This window comes from Candidatus Tisiphia endosymbiont of Oplodontha viridula (assembly GCF_964264865.1).
Lineage (GTDB): Bacteria > Pseudomonadota > Alphaproteobacteria > Rickettsiales > Rickettsiaceae > Tisiphia.
Map to the genome: position 1 here is coordinate 183,956 of NZ_OZ183486.1, position 19,469 is coordinate 203,424.

Below are 19,469 nucleotides of genomic sequence, written 5' to 3' on the forward strand. Positions count from 1 at the left end.
AGAGGTAGGAAAGTAAGGTTTACAAGAATCCTGCGATAAATTTGTAGTCATGTAAATGATATTTTTTATTTAACAATGCTGGAATTTAGAGATATAATCTCTTTCATGTATATTACAACTGTTCCAAATAGAAATTCTCGTCCTGCAATATTGCTTCGTACCTCTTATCGCGAAGACAGGAAAGTATTAAATAAAACCCTAGCTAACTTAACTAACTGGGATGATTTACGCATTGAGGCTTTTAAGAAGATGCTGAAAGGTGAATTTGATGGTTTAGATGGTGTTCCTGAGGTTGGTGAAAGTTTTGGGACTATTTTTCTACTAAAAAGAATTGCTGATGAAATTGGTATTACTAAGGCTCTTGGTACTAGAAGCAAAGAAGCTTTATTGAGTCTATTTTTGGTTTTAGCACGCTTTGCTCACCAAGGGTCTAGACTTTCCAGCGTGAAATGGGCGAAATCGCATGCGATATCTGATGTATTATCTGTCGATTCATTTGATGAAAACCATTTATATCAGGCTCTAGAATGGTTAGAAGAGAACCAAGAAAAGATCGAATTAAAATTATTTAAAACTTATCAAAAGAAAAATAACAAGCCGCCTGTTATGCTTTTATATGACGTCACTTCCAGCTATTTCGAAGGAACAGAGAATGAACTTGCGGAATATGGGTACAATCGGGATAAAAAGAAGGGTAAAAAGCAAATAGTGATTGGTCTATTAACTGATGATCATGGCGAACCTTTGGCTGTTAGAGTTTTTAAGGGTAATAGTGCTGATCCTTCTACCATTTATGAGCAGATTGAGCTAGTAAAATCTAATTTTGGTATTAAGAATATAGTCTTTGTTGGTGATAAAGGAATGATTAAGGGGACAGGCAAAGAAGCCCTGACCAAAGAAGGGTGGGACTATATTACAACCTTAAGTAAAGTTGAGATTGAAAGCTTAGAGAAAAGCGGAGTTTTGCAATATAGTTTTTTTGAAGAACAGCTATGCGAAGTAACCAGTAATGGTAAAAGATATATTTTAAGGAAAAATGGTTCTATAGCCCGAAAAGTTGAGTTTGATAGGAATACCCGAGTTGAAAAATTGGTTGCAAAGATTGAAGAGCGTAATATATATGTATCAACCCATAAGAAAGCAAAGCCAGAACTTGGTTTAAATAATATTCAAAAAATTGCCAAAGAATGGCGGATAGATAAATTTATCAACCTAAAATTAGATGGCAACCAAATAGTGGTTGAAATTGATCAAGATAAGAAAAAAGAGTTGTTTACTCTTGATGGTTGTTATGCGATTGAAACACAGATTGAAATTAAACTGATGAGTAAAGAATTGGTTGATAAAGCTTACCATAATTTACATGAAGTAGAATCGAATTTTAGCAGTATGAAGACAGGATTACTCGAAGTAAGACCGATCTTTTTAAGGAAAAGCAACAGAACGAAGGGACATGTATTTGTTTGTATGTTGGCATTAAAAATATGGCACTATATGAAAAATAAGTTGAAACAAGGTTGCGGCGTAACCAAGGATGGTAAATATAATGTGACCATTGAGGAAGCATTAAGAGAGCTGGATAAAGTATGTTTTTTATATTACACAATCAAGGGTTGCAAAGTTATAAGATTACCAAAATTAAGCGAGTTTCAACAAAATTTATTCAATTTATTTGATTTAACGATGCCCCAAATGACAAAATCTGCAAAATGATAAAATAATGGTATGGACCTCCTGATATACAGAATGAAAAGCAGTTGCTAATCTTCTAAAGTTAATATTAAATATTAAAATAACAATCAGGAGGCTAAGATGGAAGTTACCACAATTGGTATAGATATTGCAAAAAGAATTTTCCAAATTCATGGTGTAGATAAAAATGGTAAGACGGTATTAAAGAAAAAATTAATGAGAGATCAAGTTTTAACATTTATGGCTAATTTACCAAAATGTTTGGTAGGGATGGAAGCTTGCGGCGGAGCTAGTTACTGGGCAAGAGAAATAACTAAATTGGGGCATATAGTAAAACTAATGGCTCCACAATTTGTCAAACCGTATGTTAAAACTAATAAAAACGATCAAGCTGACGCTGAAGCTATATGTGAAGCAGTAACAAGACCAAATATGAGGTTTGTACCAATTAAAACTGTAGAACAACAAGATATTTTGTCAATTCATCGGGTAAGAAAGAGATTGGTAAAAAACCGTACGGCACTTGCGAATGAAATTAGAGGATTATTACATGAATTTGGTTTTATTATTCCTCAAGGGATCAATAAGGTTGTAACAAAATTAACTGAGATTTTAGATGAAGGAAATTTGAGTCAGCTAGGTTACCAAACATTTAGTGAACTGAAAGAGGAATTTTTGGATAATGACAAAAAAATAAAAGAGATAGAAAAAAGATTAAAAATAATAGCTAGCAACTTAACTCAATATCAACGATTAACAGCTATACCTGGTCTTGGTTTAATTACTGCTACTGCTTTAATAGCATCAATAGGTAATGCTACAAGTTTTGAGAATGGTAGGCAATTATCGGCATGGCTTGGATTAGTGCCAAGGCAGCATTCCAGTGGAGGGAAAGATAAGTTGCTTGGAATTAGCAAGCGAGGTGATGTTTACTTGCGTACTCTATTGATCCAAGGAGCTAGAGCTGTACTAACTGCCAAGATAAGATTTACATCGGAAGAACAAAAATCTAAAAAAGATTTTAGCAAATTTACGCAGTGGATGTTTAATTTATCTGAGCGAAATGGACATAATAAAACAGTAGTTGCTGTAGCTAATAAACTGGCAAGAGTGGTGTTTGCAGTACTAAGGTCAGGGGATGATTATGTAGAGAGTAAAGTTTGTAGCACAGAGCTATTATAATTAACATAAAATAAAATAAATAGTGGTTTATTAATTAATAGGTAAACAAAGAATATGTAAGAGATTCCAACCCGGAATATGCGTGAGATAATAATATTGATGGTAAATAAGACAAACCTTAGCTTACAAAAAAACTGATGACTACAATGGCTCTTTGAAGCCGATAAAATGATAAGTATATAGTAAATTTGTAAGCCAGCGAATTCCATCAGGGCTGTAGGATAAATTACACATAATTTATTAACTATAAGCCGGATACATGTATGCATTTGCATTTTTGCTATTAGATGTTATTTTTTTCTTGCATTTTACAGGAGGTTCATACATGTAGTCAGTAACGAGAATTTAATTCTACACTCCACTCGTCGCATAATACTCACGTTCTATAGCATAATTTCTGCTCATATTTATCTCGAAGATGAGTAGTAAAGCTAACTTGCAAGCTCTCGATGAAGGTGGTTATCGTTATATTGTGGCAGCAAAGCTTAAAACACTCAAGAAAGAAAAGAAAGAAGAAATATTATCAGAGGAAAACTATAAGCCTACTGTTATAGGCAATGATCTTACTTGGATTGCCGATCTAGAGCATGATGGTAAACGTCTAATTACCAGTTATAAATCTAAAAGGGCTATTAATGATGCACAGGAGCGACAAAAAATTTTAGATAAAATTAATAAGACTATTGGTGAGTCTGGTAGTACTAAAAAACTTATATCTAATAGTGGAGTAAAAAAATATACTTCTAGTGAAAATGGCAAGAGCTATATTGACGCAGAGAAGATAGAGCAGGATGCGTTGTGGGATGGCATACATGGGGTAATCACCAATGACCAAACTATAACTCCACATGAAGCAATAGCAAAATATGCTAGATTATGGGTAATTGAAGAGCAATTTAGAATCAATAAACATAATTTACAAATGCGTCCAATTTTTCACTGGACTAAACAAAGGATAGAAGCACACATAGCGATGTGTTATATGAGTTTTGCAGTGCTTAAGACTATAGAATACAAGGTTGCTCTGACCCAAAAGATCAGTGTAACTAACATCGTTGAATTATTAATATCAGTACAGGCTTCAATCTTAAGACATACAAAGACTGGTGATCTTTATAGACTACCAAGTGCAATAAAAAACGAAGCTAGAAAAATCTATAAAACCTTTAACATCAAGCGTTCAGACCATGCTGAAATATATTTAAAATAACAAAATAATGTTGTGCCTAAATTTTAAAAATCCTAGCACTATGAGCCTTCTAAGCTTATGCCTTATTAAAAAATGCGGAAGTCGGGCGATAACCACCTTCATCGAGAGCTTGCAAGTTAGCTTTACTAAACATTGCACGCTCAGCAATAAAACAGACATCTTTAACTTTAAGATACGCTTGCCAGCTGTTAATTGATTTAATTAAGGTGCTAACTTCTGCGGTATTACCACTAAACAGCTCATAGCCAAGTGGTAATCCATCCTCATTAGTTGCTAGGGCAAGAACTAGTTGGGTAGTATTAAAGCGATGATCTTTACTATAGCCAAAGGCTCTTAGCTCATCTATTTCTACTGATTCAAAGTATAGTGTAGTAACATCAAAAAATACTAGGCTAATCTCTTTATTAGGAATCAGGGTTAGGGTGTTTTTAAAGCATAATTCTTTAATTTTAGGTATTTGCTCATGTAATTTGTCCATCATCCGATAAGTAGCATCTAGATCATGATGCTGGTCAAATTGATCGCTTAAATACTCAACTATCCCTTTTTTACTATTTGGTCTTACCATACGGGCTAACACTAAATCCTTCAGCATCCCAGCGTCACGTTTCCTTGCTAGTAACTGGTTAAAATGCATTTGATCATAAACATGCCCCCCTATTTGATGCACTCCTTCAACAACTCGCTTGACTTCTACAACCTCATTTAGTTTTACTTCATTAACAGGTAGAATATCTTTTAACTGCTTGTTAGTTGGACGACCTCTTTTAACCTTGTTAGTATCATCAGTAAACAAATTCCCCTGCCCAGTTGCAGCTTCTCTCTCAGCTTTAATCTTGGCAATCAAATCTTGTGCTAGGGCAACTAATTTAGCTTCTTCTACTTCATCTACGAAGACTCCTAAATGACGTACTATACGCTGTTTGACGTTACCTTTACTATCACGATAACCTTCTACTATTTGGATAGATTGCCTTGGACTATTAGGACTTTTTTTACGACGTATGTACATATTAGGGCTATAAAATATGGGGCTATATTCAATTAATTAAATAATAAACAACATCGCAGTTAAAGTCAATAATAAAATATCTACTAGGCACAACAAAACGAGAGTACCACTTCACCTCCTTACTAATGCCACTTATAACAACTAATATCAAAAAATCTGCGGAAGTCAGGGGTAATAGAGAAAATGTTGCCATTTTCTCTGTCCCCTAAGAACCGTACATGACAGTTTCCCGTCATACGGCTCAAGCCTCTTTAAGCCCAATTTCTTTAGAACCAGCTTCAACATCTGTGCATAAAGAATTTTATTTGAATCTCGGATTATGAACTTGTTTATGACAATTAATGTGAAGCATCATTAAATTAGAATTCCTATTATCTCCACCTTTAGACTTTGGAATGATATGATGTATATCCCAGTCAGTTTCTAGAGTTATTACTTGCTTACAATTCGGACATTTACCTTCTTGCTTATTCCATAATTTTTGCAATGTCTGGTCTCCTGCTAAAGAGTTATACATTTTATGTCCTAATCTTTTCTCAAAATAACCATCCCATTCTTTATCATATGGATTAGCTTCAGATAAAATCTTTACATGTCGCTTAATAGGAAGTTTAGCTGGGTCAACTAACTTATAGATTACTGGTTTTTCACCTGATTTTGGTTTGACACCTTCACAAGCAAACCTCCAAGTATCGCCATTTATAAGTTTAAAATATTTATGTTTAACCCAACTACTACTCTTATTTGGATGCCTACGTTTAGCCCATCGCCATAAAATCTTAAATATCTCATGCCTTAATTTACTAAAACTCTCTTTAGCAACTATATGTCTATGGTACAATGTCCAACCTCTGATAATGGGATTGAGCATAGTAATCAATAGAACTTGTTTAATCATCTTGTTATCTTTAGCCACTTTTCTTATTTTTCTTATGACAGTTTGTAAGCTAGTTTTAGATGGCTTAGTAAGGAATTTGCCATTATATTTGCGTACATTCTGCCCCAAAAAATCAAAGCCTTGATCAATATGAGTAATTCTAGTTTTAGCTTTTGATAGTTCAAGTCCTCGCTCTTGCAAGAATTGTTCAACTATCGGCAAAACAAGATTTTCTAATTGCTCTTTAGATCTGCCTGTGATAACAAAATCATCTGCGTATCTTATATAGTTAATCTTATGAGTTGGCTTTCTTGAGGATATTTTTATCGGAAACTTTTTAGCTAATAATTTACCTAACCCATCCAGTGCCATGTTTGCAAGTAATGGCGATGCTATGCCCCCTTGCGGAGTGCCAGTTTCAGTAGGATAGATATTACCAGCTTCCATATATCCAGCTTTTAGCCACTTCTTTAATATAGTTTTGTCCATTGGGATGTTATCAAGAAGCCATTGATGACTAATATTATCAAAGCACCCCTTAATATCAGCTTCCAATATCCATTGAGCAGATTTTCCTGTAGATAGTACAATATAACATTGATGTATTGCATCTGCAGTTGAGCGCTCCGGTCTAAAACCATAAGAATGCCTATCGGCTGTTATCTCCGCAACTGGTTCTAACGCCAACTTATATAAAGCTTGCATGGCTCTATCTTTCATAGTAGGTATACTTAAAGGTCTACGTTGTCCATTTGCTTTAGGTATATAAATCCTTCTAAGAGAAGCTGGGTTATAACCATGTTGCCTCAAGTTAGTAATTGCTTGAGATTTAAGTTCTAGAGTGTTCCAGATTTCTCCGTCTACCCCAGCAGTTCTTTTTCCTCGATTCTCAATCACTCTTCTCACAGCAATAGCTTTCCCGCTAAAAGAGTGGGTTAGTAAGCGTTGTAAGGCTTTAACCTTACCCCATCTACCTTCCTTCGTTGCCTTTACGATACGCATTTGATGACTTTTAACAACTTTATTGCATTGACACCAATTAATATTGTGTCAATTCCTATCATTATCAGTAGACGCACTAGCTGTAATTTGACTTACAACCACCATTTGCTTTCCTCCTTTAAAAGTTTCATCAAATTCTCTCGTAATAAGAGACCACAACGGAAGTCTGCCCGCTTTCGCGTGGAATAATGTTTCAATCCCTATCTGCTTCATTACAAAACAGCATTTGCTTTCTCCGTCTTTCCTCTACCTGCACCTCTATCAGCTCCTCTTACGATTCACCTTCCCTAAAGGGAAGAGATACAGGCTTACTGTGTTTTGCTTATGTAACAGTAAATGGGTTAGGTTCTACCTGTCTGCCGGTGATCGTTTAGTCTACGTATTGCGATTTTGTAACACAATAACCAAATCACTTCCCCTTTTGGGCAGAGCCTGTCAGCATCTTTGGCTCTTTGATGGTCACGACATTTATCAGTAGTTCATATACATTAACCATACCACTTAAGCCTAGCCTCTAACCGCTTGATGCTAGCAGTCTAGTTATTCCCTCACGGTTTTAACTCTCTTACGAGCCAAGTACATTGTCCTGATAGCTTCAAACAGTGAATCACTTCAATGCTTGTATCAGTAGGCTACTGTTGGTAGAACAACAGGTTAAATCTATTTTCATAGTTCAACAATTTCATAAGCAACCTCACATCGCCCGCAAAAAGCTATAGAAATTTTGAGTATTTGCTTAACATATTGATATTGCCTTATTTTTACATCATATTGTTTATCTATAATCTGATTCAATCCTATTTTAGCTACTGAGGCTAAATCTTCTATATTTTTAGCTATCTTATACTCAATAATAATTGCTTTATCTCCTTTACCAGCTTTTGGGATCATGATCACATCAGCTCTGCCACTTCCTGACTCCTGTTCACTTGCTATTATGTAACTAGGTGCTAACATATTAATTAAACCAAGCATAAAGCCGCTATAAAATAATTCTGCCTTTTTCTCTCCTGTTTGATGAAAACTAGTAGAATTTAGCAACAATTCTTGTAAACGCTCTTTAAATTCCTCTACTTTACCTGTTGACAATAAACTAATAAACGAATAATATCTAGAGCTATCAATTTTTAATTGATCAGTAACCCATTGCAGCACTCTTGTTTCATAGATATATTTTAGTTCATAATTAGGGATAGATAGCTCATAGATATTTTTTTCTGATATTTTGGCAGTAGGATTTAAATAACCGCTGAACAGTAATAAACTGAGCAATCCTACTGGTTTATTGATATCAGCAAAACTTATTTGTTTGGTAATAGGTGAGATAATAATTTTTCCAGCAGCTAAGCTCTGTAAATCTTCTTGCATTTCGTCTGACAATAATGCTTTATCAACAAGACCTGTGCCTCCACTATCTAGCCAATAATAATCAAGCTTACCTTTGTGTGCTAAACATTGCATTAGTGACCACGGATTGTAAATGACCTCTCCACCAAATGTATAACCATTATACCAATCCTTAATTTGTTCAGTATTAGTGTCGAGCGGTACTTTTGTAAGCAAATCATCTACCTCTGCTTGAGTGAAGCCATAGAACTTAGAGAAATCATCATCAAGTAAGGTATATTCACTAACATTATTTAAATCAGAAAATAAATTAGCTTTAGCAATTCTCAATATGCCAGTTATTACTCCTTTTTCTACATGCCAGTTATTACTCCTTTTTCTACATAAGGGTTGCTCTTTAAGCCGCTGCCAAACATCCCACGGAATATCTTTAGTACATCATCAAACTCTTTTAATTTATCGCCAAATTCAATGTACGAACTATTAATTGGTGTATCATATTCATCGATTAATATATAAGCTTTTTGGTTAAAATGTTTGTAAAGTATTTCACTTAAAAACCTTAAACTATACTTTAAATCTTCTTTCGTCAACTCTTCTGTAAAATATCGTTCTAATTTTGCTTTTTGTACACTATCTAATAGTCCTATATCTTGAGTTAGATAATGTTTTAAATAATAATGATTGGCAAATAGTTGTATAACCTGATTCCGTATACTGCTTTCAATTTCTTGGTAACTGCTGCCCTTAACATCCTTGAAATTTATAGAAATAACCGGATAATTACCTTGTTGAACCATAGCGTATTCATTACTATTAATCTTTAAAGGTTTTAGAGTCCTTTTACCTTTAATACCTAAATCTACTATGCCTCCAGTAAAGAGTTTATGATTTACTCTCTTTTCTTGTGCTAAAGGCTTGCCGTCCTGATCCACTTCTATTTCAAAAAACTTCTTGAGCATGTCCATATTAAGGCTTTTACCCCAACGTCTTGGTCGAGTGATTAGGATAACCTTACCGCTATCTTCTAATAATTCTTTGATCATTAGACTTTTATCAACAAATACATCACTATTAACTACTAAGTCATAGAATTCATCCGTACCTACTAGCATTTTAGGCAGCTTATTACTCTCCTTAACAGTGTCAGCCCCCTTGAGATGTGTGTTAGTGTTTGAAAGTTCAACTATCATATTATTCAATTATATTTATATTCTGATACCAAAGTTTTTAGTTAAATTTTAATAAATTATTTTACCGATTAAGTTTTAATAAAATGTGGTAATATGCTGTTTCGATAAAAATATGATATAGTATAGATAAGTTTGATTCAATATAGAATTACATCTCGTGACAACATCGTCTAATTATCATAATTGTGTCCATTTAAAAAAATATTGGATAACTAATTAAGGTCTTTTTCTAAACTAGGGTTTTAACAAATATTAATTAAAAAACCCAACGGACTTGGTAAAACGTATAATTGCAGAAAAACTGCTTTGCAATCTTTTAGCATTACAAATCACATTCTGAACCTGAGTCGCCAAGTAATTTGCTGGTAAATGCTGCATCTACTAAGTCATAATTGTAAAAATCATGCTCATCTGCTCTAGTGATAAAATCCTGCCCCTGAGCAGCAACATTAGCCATAATATTACCAATTTTCTTAAGAGCTGCAGCCTTAAAATTTTCATCCTGACTTAGGCTGAATGCGTGGTGATAATATGTTTTAGCTTTCTCAAATAAACCTATAGACTCAAAATACTCAGCTTGCTTTAGCTTTATATCGGGATTGTCTTGATCTTGTTTTAGCCATGCTTTAAAACATGCTTCTATCCTAAATTCATTATTAACTACTTTATAGCAATCAATTGCTTTAGCATATTCACCTTTGTTAAAAAATAGCTGACCAAGTTTCTCATATATTTTTGGTAGATGACTATTCGCCTCTATAGCTTTTACATAGTAATCCAATGCCCCATTTTCACCATTCTGCTCAGCGATACTAGCTACACAACTATAGGCTATAGCCTTAAGATTCTTGCAGGCAGGAGAATCCTGATAATCCTCTAGATACTTTATAGCTTTATGATAATAAACTTGGTCAAGTTTTTCCTCATCAATATGCAAACTGCTAACTTGGTACTCAAGATTTTCTGCTACCTTATTATGGCAAGCCGTTATTAACTCTGCTGCAATCTTTGCATGATCAGGTAACTCAACTCCACAGACACTGGCAAAGAATTTTACATATTCATATTGCTGCTGTAAGCAATAACCATAGCCTTGTATTTGATGCTGAAGCTGAACATTACCCGGTTCAGCATATTCAGCAAAAATCTCCAATGCTTGTTGCAAGATTATTATGGCATCTAGTATGCTTCCCATTTGCTTACAGTTAAGTATTTTCTGTAACTTTGATAATAAGTCCAGCTCTGAAAAATATTCATCTTTATTATGCCTTGGTAGTAGGTTATTGTAATGAATTGATGATGGAATCCAATCTTTGACAAGATGATAATTCTCAGAAAATGCATTGAGTGAATTAGCATCTGAACATTTAGTTGCATTACTAATAGCCTTAACTATCACCTCTAATAGTTGATTAAAATTATTACTGGCAGTATTTAACAGATGAGATGAACAGTCCTGAGCTTTCTTAGAAATAGTTATATTGACCATATCACCTTTAGCGTCAGAATATTTGGATGACGTGTTTATTGCCGCAAGTAAGTCAGGTACAGCTAACTCACCTTCTTCATTTGGTCTATGGAATAGATGTATTGAACCATCGTCTTTAAGCTTATTAATCAGTGCTTTGTGTTCATCTTTTGCTCCTTGATTATCTCTTAATATTTTATCTATAGAGTTTTTGATATGCTGAATATTTTTGTGTGGTGATACATGGGTAACTACTAAAGATATGCTACCCTCTATAGACCCAATATCCTTAAAACTTTTTATAAAATTAGATAATGTTTCAAGGAAATCATTACCTCTTTTACTCTTTAAATCTGATTCAGCTATTACCAACACAAATTTTAGCTGATCTGTAGTCTCAAAGAGCCTTTTAATATAGAAGCTGTTAGCAATTTCCTGAACAGGATCAGTATCATTAAAGCCAGGGCAATCCCAAATGATTAGGTCTTTAGCAAAACATTTATTAGGAATCTTAGTCTCGGAAGCCAGTTTATGACCAATGACAATATCATCAAGTGGCTGTATCGCGTCAATAACAAATTCTTCAGTTTCATTATCAAAAATCGCCTGCAACTTGCTGCCAGTAAGCACGTGAGCAAGTGTACTCTTGCCACTTCCGGTATCACCAAGCAGCAATATCCCTTGCTTGCCATTTTCCTGCAGGCGGTCGTTACCATCTCGGATTAGATTCGATACTTGCTTGATAGTAGCCTGATCATCATTAGCAAACTGATTATCCCCCTCTGCTACCTCAAATAATTTCACAACCTGTATCTCTGGGACATATTCTTTTACTTTTGCCTCTTCTATGGCTTTTAATTTAGCTGCTTCTTCTATTGCCTTAGCTTCCTCTTGCTCTCTAAGCTTTGCCTCTTGCTCAAGTCTCTCAGCTTCTTGTCTAGCTTTTTCATCTGCCTCTGCTTGTTGTTGCTGTTTTAGTATCTTAGCGGCTTTTTTAGTAGGATCTCTATTAATCTGTAATTCTGTTTCTATCTCCCTTGCTACAACATTTCCTATTTGGTTATGATCAAGGCAAAGATGAGTAATATAGGGATTAATCTTTAAGGCTTCTGCTAGACCTTCCGCTCCTGCCTCTCCTATCTTGTTATAATGAAGGGTAAGAGTAGTAATAGATTTATTATCCTTTAAGGCTTCAGCTAGTGTCTGCACTCCAGCATCTCCTATCTGGTTATTATAAAGCTCAAGAGTAGTAATAGATTTATTATTCTTTAAGGCTTCGGCTAGCTCCTTTACTTCTTCATCTCCTATCTGTTTATAACTAAGGTCAAGGGTAGTAATAGAGTTATTTCTTATTTGTTGTATAATAGCTTTGTCTAATGGCATTTTTTCCTCTCTTTTATTTTGGTCAAAAGTGATAAGTACTTAGTAGTTATCAATAAAGTACTGTTATTCGATCTGTATCGCCGACGTTAAATTTGACAACAATTTTTCGCATATAATCCCCTGTAGTATCTGTATTGTAGGGGAGTTATTATATCATAAAACATCACAATTTACATCATATTTTATTCCCACCAAATTTTATATTCCCACAAATTTTTTATAAATATACTTTACATATTAAAATATGTCATATATTTTATATAAAGCATATAACTTTAATAATAGAATAGGACTGTGTAAGTCTAAAAAAATATCATTGAGAGAAGATGAGGCAATCCTGTTTTGTGTCATTACCTGCGAAAGCAGATATCTAGATTCCCGCCGTTGCTAAGAATGACAACTTACAATTGCTTCGTTGTCACAAAGCGGCTTCTTGCTAATAGACGGAGTAATATTAGTTGGGTTAGCTATATGACATAAAAGGCTATGCTAATGTCGGCGATACAGATCGAATAACAGTACTTTATTGATAACTACTAAGTACTTATCACTTTTGACCAAAATATTAAAGAGAGGAAAAAATGCCCTTAGAAGAAATTATTATACGACAAATAACTACTAACTCTATTACTAGTCTTAGCCTTCAGAATAAACAAATAGGAGATGCTGAAGCACAGACACTAGCCGAAGCCTTAAAGATTAATCAATCTATTACTTCTCTTAGCCTTGGTTATAACTCGATAGGAGATACTGGAGTAAAATATATAGCAGAAGCATTAAAGTTTAATCAATCTATTACTTCTCTTAATTTATGTAATAATCAGCAAATAGGAGATATTGGAGCAAAGGATATAGCAGAAACATTAAAGATTAATCAATCTATTACTAACTTCACCATTTGGTGTGATCAGATAGGAGATGCTGGAGTGAAAGATATAGCAGAAGCATTAAAGTCTAATCAATCTATTACTGTTTTTTACTTTTGGAGTTACAAAATGAGAGATGCTGGGGCGAGGTATCTAGCAGAAGCATTAACATTTAATCACACTATTACTAGTTTTTCCATGGGGCAAGTGAGCGATGCTGGTGCAATGAATTTAATAGAAGCCTTAAAGATTAATCACACTATTACTCATGTTGATACTTCTTACTTAGGAGCTAATATAGTGAGTGCTATAAATAATGCTCTACAGATTAATAAAAACTTTAATGCAAGCGAAGAAGAAACTAAGAAACTAAAATACCAACAACAAGCAGTGGCAGCTGAAAAAATTAGACAAGAGGCTGAGAGAGTAAAACAGCTAGAAGAAAACCTCAAAGCAGCTGAAGCGAACCTTGAAGCAATAGTTAAAGCAAAGCAGGCTAAGCGTGAGCCTAAAAAGACCAAACAAGAAGCTGAGAGACTTGAGCAAGAGGCAAAGCTTAGAGAGCAAGAGGAAGCTAAGGCACTAAGAGAAGCAGCTAAATTAAAAGCCATAGAGGAGGCAAAAGTGAAAGAATATATACCAGATATACCGGTTGTAAAATTATTTGAAGTAGTAGGAGCAGGCGAAGATAATCAGTTTGATAATGATGATCAGGCTACTATCAAGCAAGTATCGAACCTAATCCGAGATGGTAACGACCGCCTGCAGGAACATGGTAATAAGGGGATATTGCTGCTTGGTAATACCGGAGCTGGCAAGAGTACACTTGCTCATTTGCTTAGTGGCAAGAAGCTGCAGGCAATTATGGATGATGAAATTAACGAGCTGGTTATTGATGCAATGCAGCCACTTCCCGATATTATCATTGGTCATAAACTGGCTTCCGAGACTAAGATTCCTAATAAATGTCTTGCTAAAGATGCTAAAGATCTAATCATTTGGGATTGCCCTGGCTTTAATGACACTGATCCTGTTCAAGAAATTGCTAACAGTTTCTATATTAAAAGACTCTTTGAAACTACAGAACAGCTAAAATTTGTGTTGGTAATAACTGAGTCAGATTTAAGGAGTAAGAGAGGCAATGATTTCCTTGAAATACTATCTAATTTTATGAAAAGTTTTAAGGATGTTGGCTCTATAGCAGGTAGCATATCTTTAGTAGTTACCCAAGTATCGCAAGACAAGAATATTCAGCATATCAGAAAATCTATAGAGAAAATATTAACAGATAATCAAAGGGCAACAGATGAACACCGAGTACTGATTAATAAGCTCAAAGATTGCTCGATACATCTATTCCATAGACCAAATGCAGAAGGTGAGTTAGCTGTACCTGATTTACTTGCGGCAATAGATTCATCATCCGAATATTCTGACGCTAAAGGTGATATGGTCAATATAGTTATTTCTAAGAAAGCTATGGAGTGTTCATCTCATCTGTTAAATACTGCCAGTAATAATTTTAATCAACTATTAGAGGTGATAGTTAAATCTATTGGTAATGCAACTAAATGCTCAGATGCTAATTCACTCAATGCATTTTCTGAGAACTATCATCTTGTCAAAGATTGGATACCATCATCAATTCGTTACAACAACCTCCTGCCAAAGCATGATAAAGATGAATATTTTCTAGAACTGGACTTATTATCAAAGTTGCAAAAAGTACTTAGTGATAAAATAGTAAGCATACCAAATGCCATAATGATCTTGCAGCAAGCATTGGAGATTTTTGCTGAATATGCTGAACCGGGTAATGTTCATCTTCAGCATCAGATACAAAGCTATGGTTATTGTTTACAGCAGCAATATGAATATGTGAAATTCTTTGCTAGTGTCTGTAAAGCTGAATTACCTGATCATGCCAAAATTGCAGAGTTAATAACGGCTTGCCATACTAAGGTAGCAGAAAATCTTGAGTACCAAGTTAGCAATTTGCCTATTGATGAAGACAAACTTGACCAAGTTTATTATCATAAAGCTATAAAGTATCTAGAGGATTATCCGGACTCTCCTGCCTGCAAGAATCTTAAGGCTATAGCCTATAGTTGCTTAGCTAATATCGTTGAGCAGAATGCTGAAGAAGGAGCATTGGCTTACTATGTAAAAGCTATCGAAGCCAATAGCCATTTACCAAAGATATATGAAAAACTTGGTCAGCTATTTTTTAATAAAGGTGAATATGCTAAGGCGATTAACTGCTATAAAGTAATTAATAATGCGGTTAGGATAAAAGAATGTTTTAAAGCATGGCTAAAACAAGATGCAGAGAATCCTGATATAATGCTAAAGCAGGCTGAGTATTTTGAATCTGTAGGGTTATTTGAGCAAGCTAAAAAATATTATTTCAACGCATCTAGCATAAGTCAGGATGATAATTTTAAAGCTGCGGCTTACAATAAAATTAGTAATATTATGGTTAATGCTGCTGCTCAAGGGCAAGATTTTGCCACCAAAGCACAGGAACACAATTTTTACAATTATGAGCTGGTAAATGAAGAATTTACCAACAATTTACTTGGCGACTCAGGTTTAGAATGTGATTTGTAATGCTAAAAGATTGCAAAGCAGTTTTGCTGCAATTATACGTTTTACCAAGTCCGTTGGGTTTTTTAATTAATATCTATTAAATTGAAACTATAAAATTCAATTTAGTAATTCACCTTACGCAGGAAAAAGAAAAGCTGGATAAAAATAATGCTGTAAATATAGTTAGTTGTATCAAATAAAGATTAATTAAATTATAGCCTTTTGCAAGCTTGAGATACTTCAATTAAAAACTTGTATGAATCATTTTGCACTTAAGTATAAATTAACGAGCAAATCAGGCTACCATGCTGGAACTACAAAAATTATGCAAATTATTACCAACTGCGTAAGGTGAGTAAATATAATAACCTAATTGAGGAAATAGCTGATGATGGAACAAAAATGTTTTTTTATTTAATTTATTCTGACGCTTATTTTAGCAATGGAGATTACAATAAAGCCTTGAATTATTGCAACAAGGTAAGACAACAAGCAGAAAAACTACATCTTGAACAAGAACTAAATCACATTCATCATAAGGAAAAAATCATTAAAACTTTATTACAGAAAAATTAACTAAATTTTATTATAACTATTTTTCTCCTAACTATAACAATAATTTTACCCACTGTCTCCGTTTTACCGCTGATCTATCAAATTTCAAAAAAAAATACCTTAGGTGCTAAAACTTCTCTGGACTCTATCAGTGATGAGGGTAATATATTAGTAGTGACCCACGTGGTGTGGTGTCAATCACCGAGGTTAGAAGCAAAGAATCGGAAAATTTTTAGAATCTAACCTCAGTGTCTACTTTTCGAAACCCAAAAAATAGGAGTTAATTCTATGTTGAGTGATATTGAAAATCAACAAAATAATAATAAACAAGTTAAATTAACAAGTGATATTTCTTTTGCACTAAAACAAGCTAAGAAAAAACTACAAGCTGATGAAAAATTAACCTACCTAAATCTTAGCAACCATAATATTGGTAGTAGTGGTGGTATCAAGCTACTTAGCAAAGCTTTAGAAAATAATAAAACGCTAACCCACATAAATCTTCGTAATAGTAATATTGACGATGAGGGAGCAAAGATAGTTGCGAAGTTTTTGCAAAACAACAATATAGTAACCAAAATAGATTTAAGCAACAACAATATTAGCTGTGAAGGAGTAAGTCACCTTGTCCCAGTGTTAAAGATTAATAATACTTTGGACGAAATGAACCTTGCACATAATGATATTAACGATCAAGGAGCAGACATACTAGCCAAATTTTTAGCAAATAATAGGACTCTCAAGCGAATACATCTCGATAATAATCATATTGGTCCTAATGGGGGTTTTAAACTTTGTAAAGCTTTAGAACTTAATAGGACTCTAACCGAAATAACGCTTAATGGCACTTTGTTGTATCATAATGAGGCAGAGGAGCTTGTAAAAAGTTTAAAGAATAAAAAGATTGTCAGCAAAATAATGTTAAGTTTTTATGACCACGAAAAATATGATATGAATTCTAATTATCATAAACTATTAGAGTTATTAACCGAGACTTATAACTACATAGAATAAATATAAACTAGATATAGATTCCACTACTTTTTCAGTTAGTCTTGTATTGTTATTTTCCTGAAGACTAACTGAAAATTTGATTTCTTGGTATTATTAACGTCATTGCCAATTCTACTTACTTAACAAAGTTCAGATAAAAAATCTAAAATAATTAGCCCCTAACTATAACAATAATTTTACCCACTGTCTCCGTTTTACCGCAGACTTATCGAATTTTATAAAAAAACACCATAGGTGCTAAAACTTCTCTAGACTCTATTAGTGATGAGGGTAATATATTAGTAGTGACCCACGTGGTGTGGTGTTCAAGCACTGAGGTTAGAGCAAAGAATAGCAAATTTTTAAAATCTAACCCCCGTGCCACTATTTTCTAAAAGAAAAAAACAGGAGCTAATTGTATGGTGACCAATATTAAAAATCAACAAAAAAATAACAAACAAATTAAATTAACAAGTGATATTTCTTTTGCACTAAAACAAGCTGATGAAAAATTAACTTACTTAAATCTTAGCAACCATAATATTGGTAGTAGTGGTGGTATCAAGCTACTGAGCAAAGCTTTAGAAAATAATAAAACGCTAACCCACATAAATCTTCGTAATAGTAATATTGACGATGAGGAAGTCAATATAGTTGCGAAGTTTTTGCAAAACAACAACACAGTAACCCGAGTGGATTTAAGCAACAACAAAATTGGTGATATAGGTATGCATAGGCTTGCTGAAGGTCTAGAAAACAATAATACTGTAAGTCACATAGATCTGTGCCACAACGAGATTACTAGTAGGGGGGCTATTCGATTTGCCAAAGTTCTAAAAATAAATAAAAATTTATGTCAAATACAGCTAGCAGCAAATCATATTGCCCAAAATGGAGGATTTAGGCTTGCGGAAAGTTTGGAGAACAATAATAATATAACGGCAATAAACCTTAGTGAGAATCATATTGGAAATTGGGGAGCTGAGGAACTTGCTAGAGTTCTAAGACATAATAACTCTGTAAAATACCTAGATCTTAGAGATATTGATATTGGGGATTGTGGGATAGAGTCGTTAAGTAGTATGTTACGGTATAACGATACTATAACCCATATTAACCTTGCTGGAAACTATATTTGGTCAAAAGGAGCTGAGATACTTAGTAAAGATTTAGAGTATAATGAGACTGTAACCAACATAAATCTTGGTGAAAGCAATATTGGCTATAAAGGAGTAAAGTACCTTGTTAAAGCGTTAGAGTATAATAATACTTTGGATGAAATAGACCTTGAACATAATGATATTGGCTGAATTTTTAGCAAATAATAGAACCCTTAAGCGATTACATATTAATGGTAATAATATTGGTAATGAGGGGGCTTTACAACTTTTCAAGGCTTTAGAAATTAATAGGACTCTAAGAGAAATAACACTAGGTCACAATATTTTTAGTCGTAAAGTAGCAAAGAAACTTGTAAAAATTCTAAATAATAAAAATATTGTCAGCAAAATAATGGTGAGTTTTGGCGGCAATGAAAATTATGATGTTAATCTTAATAATATTGATCCTAAACTAGAGTTATTAATTGAAAATCTAGAGAACAACTATATAGAAACTGATGGTATAACTATAAACTAGAAAAAATTCCACCACTTTTTCAGTTAGTCTTGTATTGTTATTTTCCTGAAGACTAACTGAAATCTAAATTTATTGGTTTTATTACCGATCTTACTTACCTTAGCAAATTTCAGATAAGAAATCTAAAATAACTAACTCAAAAAGAATATTGTACGAGTTCAATCTACCTATGTCAAACAGTTTTATATTATTACAAAAATATTAAATATTCTCAATATATCTGTAATAAGTATCTTTATTAAAGTTCCTAACTCATTTTCACGCTTGCAGTTATTATTACAAAAAGCTTATTTTTAATAAAGTAATTTGCAATACGTTTAACTTACTACCAGTTCAATAAAATTATAGCTACTTTTTCTTAAATTTATACAGTTCGTTTATTTTACAATCAATTAATATTTTCTACCTATAACTATTTTTTAGATAAACCATTTTCTTTTTTTTACCTCTCTTTTCTTCACC

General features: G+C 33.6%; 14 protein-coding genes. 8 read left to right on the forward strand and 6 right to left on the reverse strand.

Features of this window, described 5'->3' with window-relative positions:
* The first annotated feature begins 105 nt into the window (after positions 1-105).
* The 3 genes from ACFEL1_RS00970 (at position 106) to ACFEL1_RS00980 (ending at position 4,084) form a co-directional block, all read left to right on the forward strand.
* Entirely contained in the window at positions 106-1,713 is a 1,608-nt protein-coding gene (locus ACFEL1_RS00970; protein WP_375331167.1) for an IS1634 family transposase, read from the forward strand.
* A 99-nt stretch (positions 1,714-1,812) separates the two neighbouring features.
* Positions 1,813-2,874: an IS110 family transposase gene (locus tag ACFEL1_RS00975; RefSeq protein WP_375331168.1), complete on the forward strand. Its 1,062-nt coding sequence runs from the start codon at positions 1,813-1,815 to the stop codon at positions 2,872-2,874.
* A 418-nt stretch (positions 2,875-3,292) separates the two neighbouring features.
* The gene (locus tag ACFEL1_RS00980; protein WP_375331169.1) at positions 3,293-4,084 is read left to right on the forward strand and encodes a hypothetical protein; all 792 of its coding nucleotides are present in this window, start codon (positions 3,293-3,295) and stop codon (positions 4,082-4,084) included.
* A 55-nt stretch (positions 4,085-4,139) separates the two neighbouring features.
* Here ACFEL1_RS00980 and ACFEL1_RS00985 read toward each other — a convergent pair whose 3' ends face one another.
* From ACFEL1_RS00985 to ACFEL1_RS01010, 6 genes are all read right to left on the reverse strand, one after another.
* The gene (locus ACFEL1_RS00985; RefSeq protein WP_375331170.1) at positions 4,140-5,096 is read right to left on the reverse strand and encodes an IS1634 family transposase; all 957 of its coding nucleotides are present in this window, start codon (positions 5,094-5,096) and stop codon (positions 4,140-4,142) included.
* 301 nt (positions 5,097-5,397) lie between these two features.
* Positions 5,398-7,017 (reverse strand): group II intron reverse transcriptase/maturase, encoded by a 1,620-nt coding sequence (gene ltrA, locus ACFEL1_RS00990; RefSeq protein WP_410521693.1) that lies wholly within the window; start codon positions 7,015-7,017, stop codon positions 5,398-5,400.
* A 6-nt stretch (positions 7,018-7,023) separates the two neighbouring features.
* On the reverse strand, positions 7,024-7,188 hold the full coding sequence (locus tag ACFEL1_RS00995) for a hypothetical protein (protein ID WP_375330763.1): 165 nt from the start codon (positions 7,186-7,188) through the stop codon (positions 7,024-7,026).
* Between the two features lie 453 nt (positions 7,189-7,641).
* A complete protein-coding gene (locus tag ACFEL1_RS01000) occupies positions 7,642-8,652 on the reverse strand; it encodes a PD-(D/E)XK nuclease domain-containing protein (RefSeq protein ID WP_375331172.1) in 1,011 nt (336 codons plus the stop codon).
* Positions 8,653-8,675: 23 nt separating this feature from the next.
* Positions 8,676-9,515 carry an AAA family ATPase gene (locus ACFEL1_RS01005; protein ID WP_375331173.1) on the reverse strand — a complete coding sequence of 280 codons (840 nt, stop codon included), beginning with the start codon at positions 9,513-9,515 and terminating at the stop codon, positions 8,676-8,678.
* A gap of 322 nt (positions 9,516-9,837) precedes the next feature.
* Entirely contained in the window at positions 9,838-12,366 is a 2,529-nt protein-coding gene (locus ACFEL1_RS01010; RefSeq protein ID WP_375331174.1) for a hypothetical protein, read from the reverse strand.
* Positions 12,367-12,947: 581 nt separating this feature from the next.
* On the opposite strand from ACFEL1_RS01010, the gene ACFEL1_RS01015 reads away from it, so the two are divergent.
* The 5 genes from ACFEL1_RS01015 to ACFEL1_RS01035 all read left to right on the forward strand — a co-directional run bounded on the left by ACFEL1_RS01015 (position 12,948) and on the right by ACFEL1_RS01035 (position 19,007).
* Positions 12,948-15,842 carry a hypothetical protein gene (locus tag ACFEL1_RS01015; protein ID WP_375331175.1) on the forward strand — a complete coding sequence of 965 codons (2,895 nt, stop codon included), beginning with the start codon at positions 12,948-12,950 and terminating at the stop codon, positions 15,840-15,842.
* Positions 15,843-16,172: 330 nt separating this feature from the next.
* A complete protein-coding gene (locus tag ACFEL1_RS01020; RefSeq protein WP_375331176.1) occupies positions 16,173-16,397 on the forward strand; it encodes a hypothetical protein in 225 nt (74 codons plus the stop codon).
* 267 nt (positions 16,398-16,664) lie between these two features.
* Positions 16,665-17,390 (forward strand): hypothetical protein, encoded by a 726-nt coding sequence (locus ACFEL1_RS01025; RefSeq protein ID WP_375331177.1) that lies wholly within the window; start codon positions 16,665-16,667, stop codon positions 17,388-17,390.
* 398 nt (positions 17,391-17,788) lie between these two features.
* The gene (locus ACFEL1_RS01030; RefSeq protein ID WP_375331178.1) at positions 17,789-18,679 is read left to right on the forward strand and encodes a hypothetical protein; all 891 of its coding nucleotides are present in this window, start codon (positions 17,789-17,791) and stop codon (positions 18,677-18,679) included.
* A complete protein-coding gene (locus ACFEL1_RS01035; RefSeq protein WP_375331179.1) occupies positions 18,666-19,007 on the forward strand; it encodes a hypothetical protein in 342 nt (113 codons plus the stop codon). Before ACFEL1_RS01030 ends, ACFEL1_RS01035 begins: the two co-directional genes overlap by 14 nt.
* The last annotated feature ends 462 nt before the right edge of the window (positions 19,008-19,469 follow it).

Excerpts from the sequence above, each read along its gene's own strand:
- ACFEL1_RS00970 (WP_375331167.1), top strand. The coding sequence starts at position 106 with ATGTATATTACAACTGTTCCAAATAGAAATTCTCGTCCTGCAATATTG.
- ACFEL1_RS00975 (WP_375331168.1), top strand. The coding sequence starts at position 1,813 with ATGGAAGTTACCACAATTGGTATAGATATTGCAAAAAGAATTTTCCAA.
- ACFEL1_RS00980 (WP_375331169.1), top strand. The coding sequence starts at position 3,293 with ATGAGTAGTAAAGCTAACTTGCAAGCTCTCGATGAAGGTGGTTATCGT.
- ACFEL1_RS00985 (WP_375331170.1), bottom strand. The coding sequence starts at position 5,096 with ATGTACATACGTCGTAAAAAAAGTCCTAATAGTCCAAGGCAATCTATC.
- ACFEL1_RS00995 (WP_375330763.1), bottom strand. The coding sequence starts at position 7,188 with ATGAAGCAGATAGGGATTGAAACATTATTCCACGCGAAAGCGGGCAGA.
- ACFEL1_RS01005 (WP_375331173.1), bottom strand. The coding sequence starts at position 9,515 with ATGATAGTTGAACTTTCAAACACTAACACACATCTCAAGGGGGCTGAC.
- ACFEL1_RS01010 (WP_375331174.1), bottom strand. The coding sequence starts at position 12,366 with ATGCCATTAGACAAAGCTATTATACAACAAATAAGAAATAACTCTATT.
- ACFEL1_RS01015 (WP_375331175.1), top strand. The coding sequence starts at position 12,948 with ATGCCCTTAGAAGAAATTATTATACGACAAATAACTACTAACTCTATT.
- ACFEL1_RS01025 (WP_375331177.1), top strand. The coding sequence starts at position 16,665 with ATGTTGAGTGATATTGAAAATCAACAAAATAATAATAAACAAGTTAAA.
- ACFEL1_RS01030 (WP_375331178.1), top strand. The coding sequence starts at position 17,789 with ATGGTGACCAATATTAAAAATCAACAAAAAAATAACAAACAAATTAAA.
- ACFEL1_RS01035 (WP_375331179.1), top strand. The coding sequence starts at position 18,666 with ATGATATTGGCTGAATTTTTAGCAAATAATAGAACCCTTAAGCGATTA.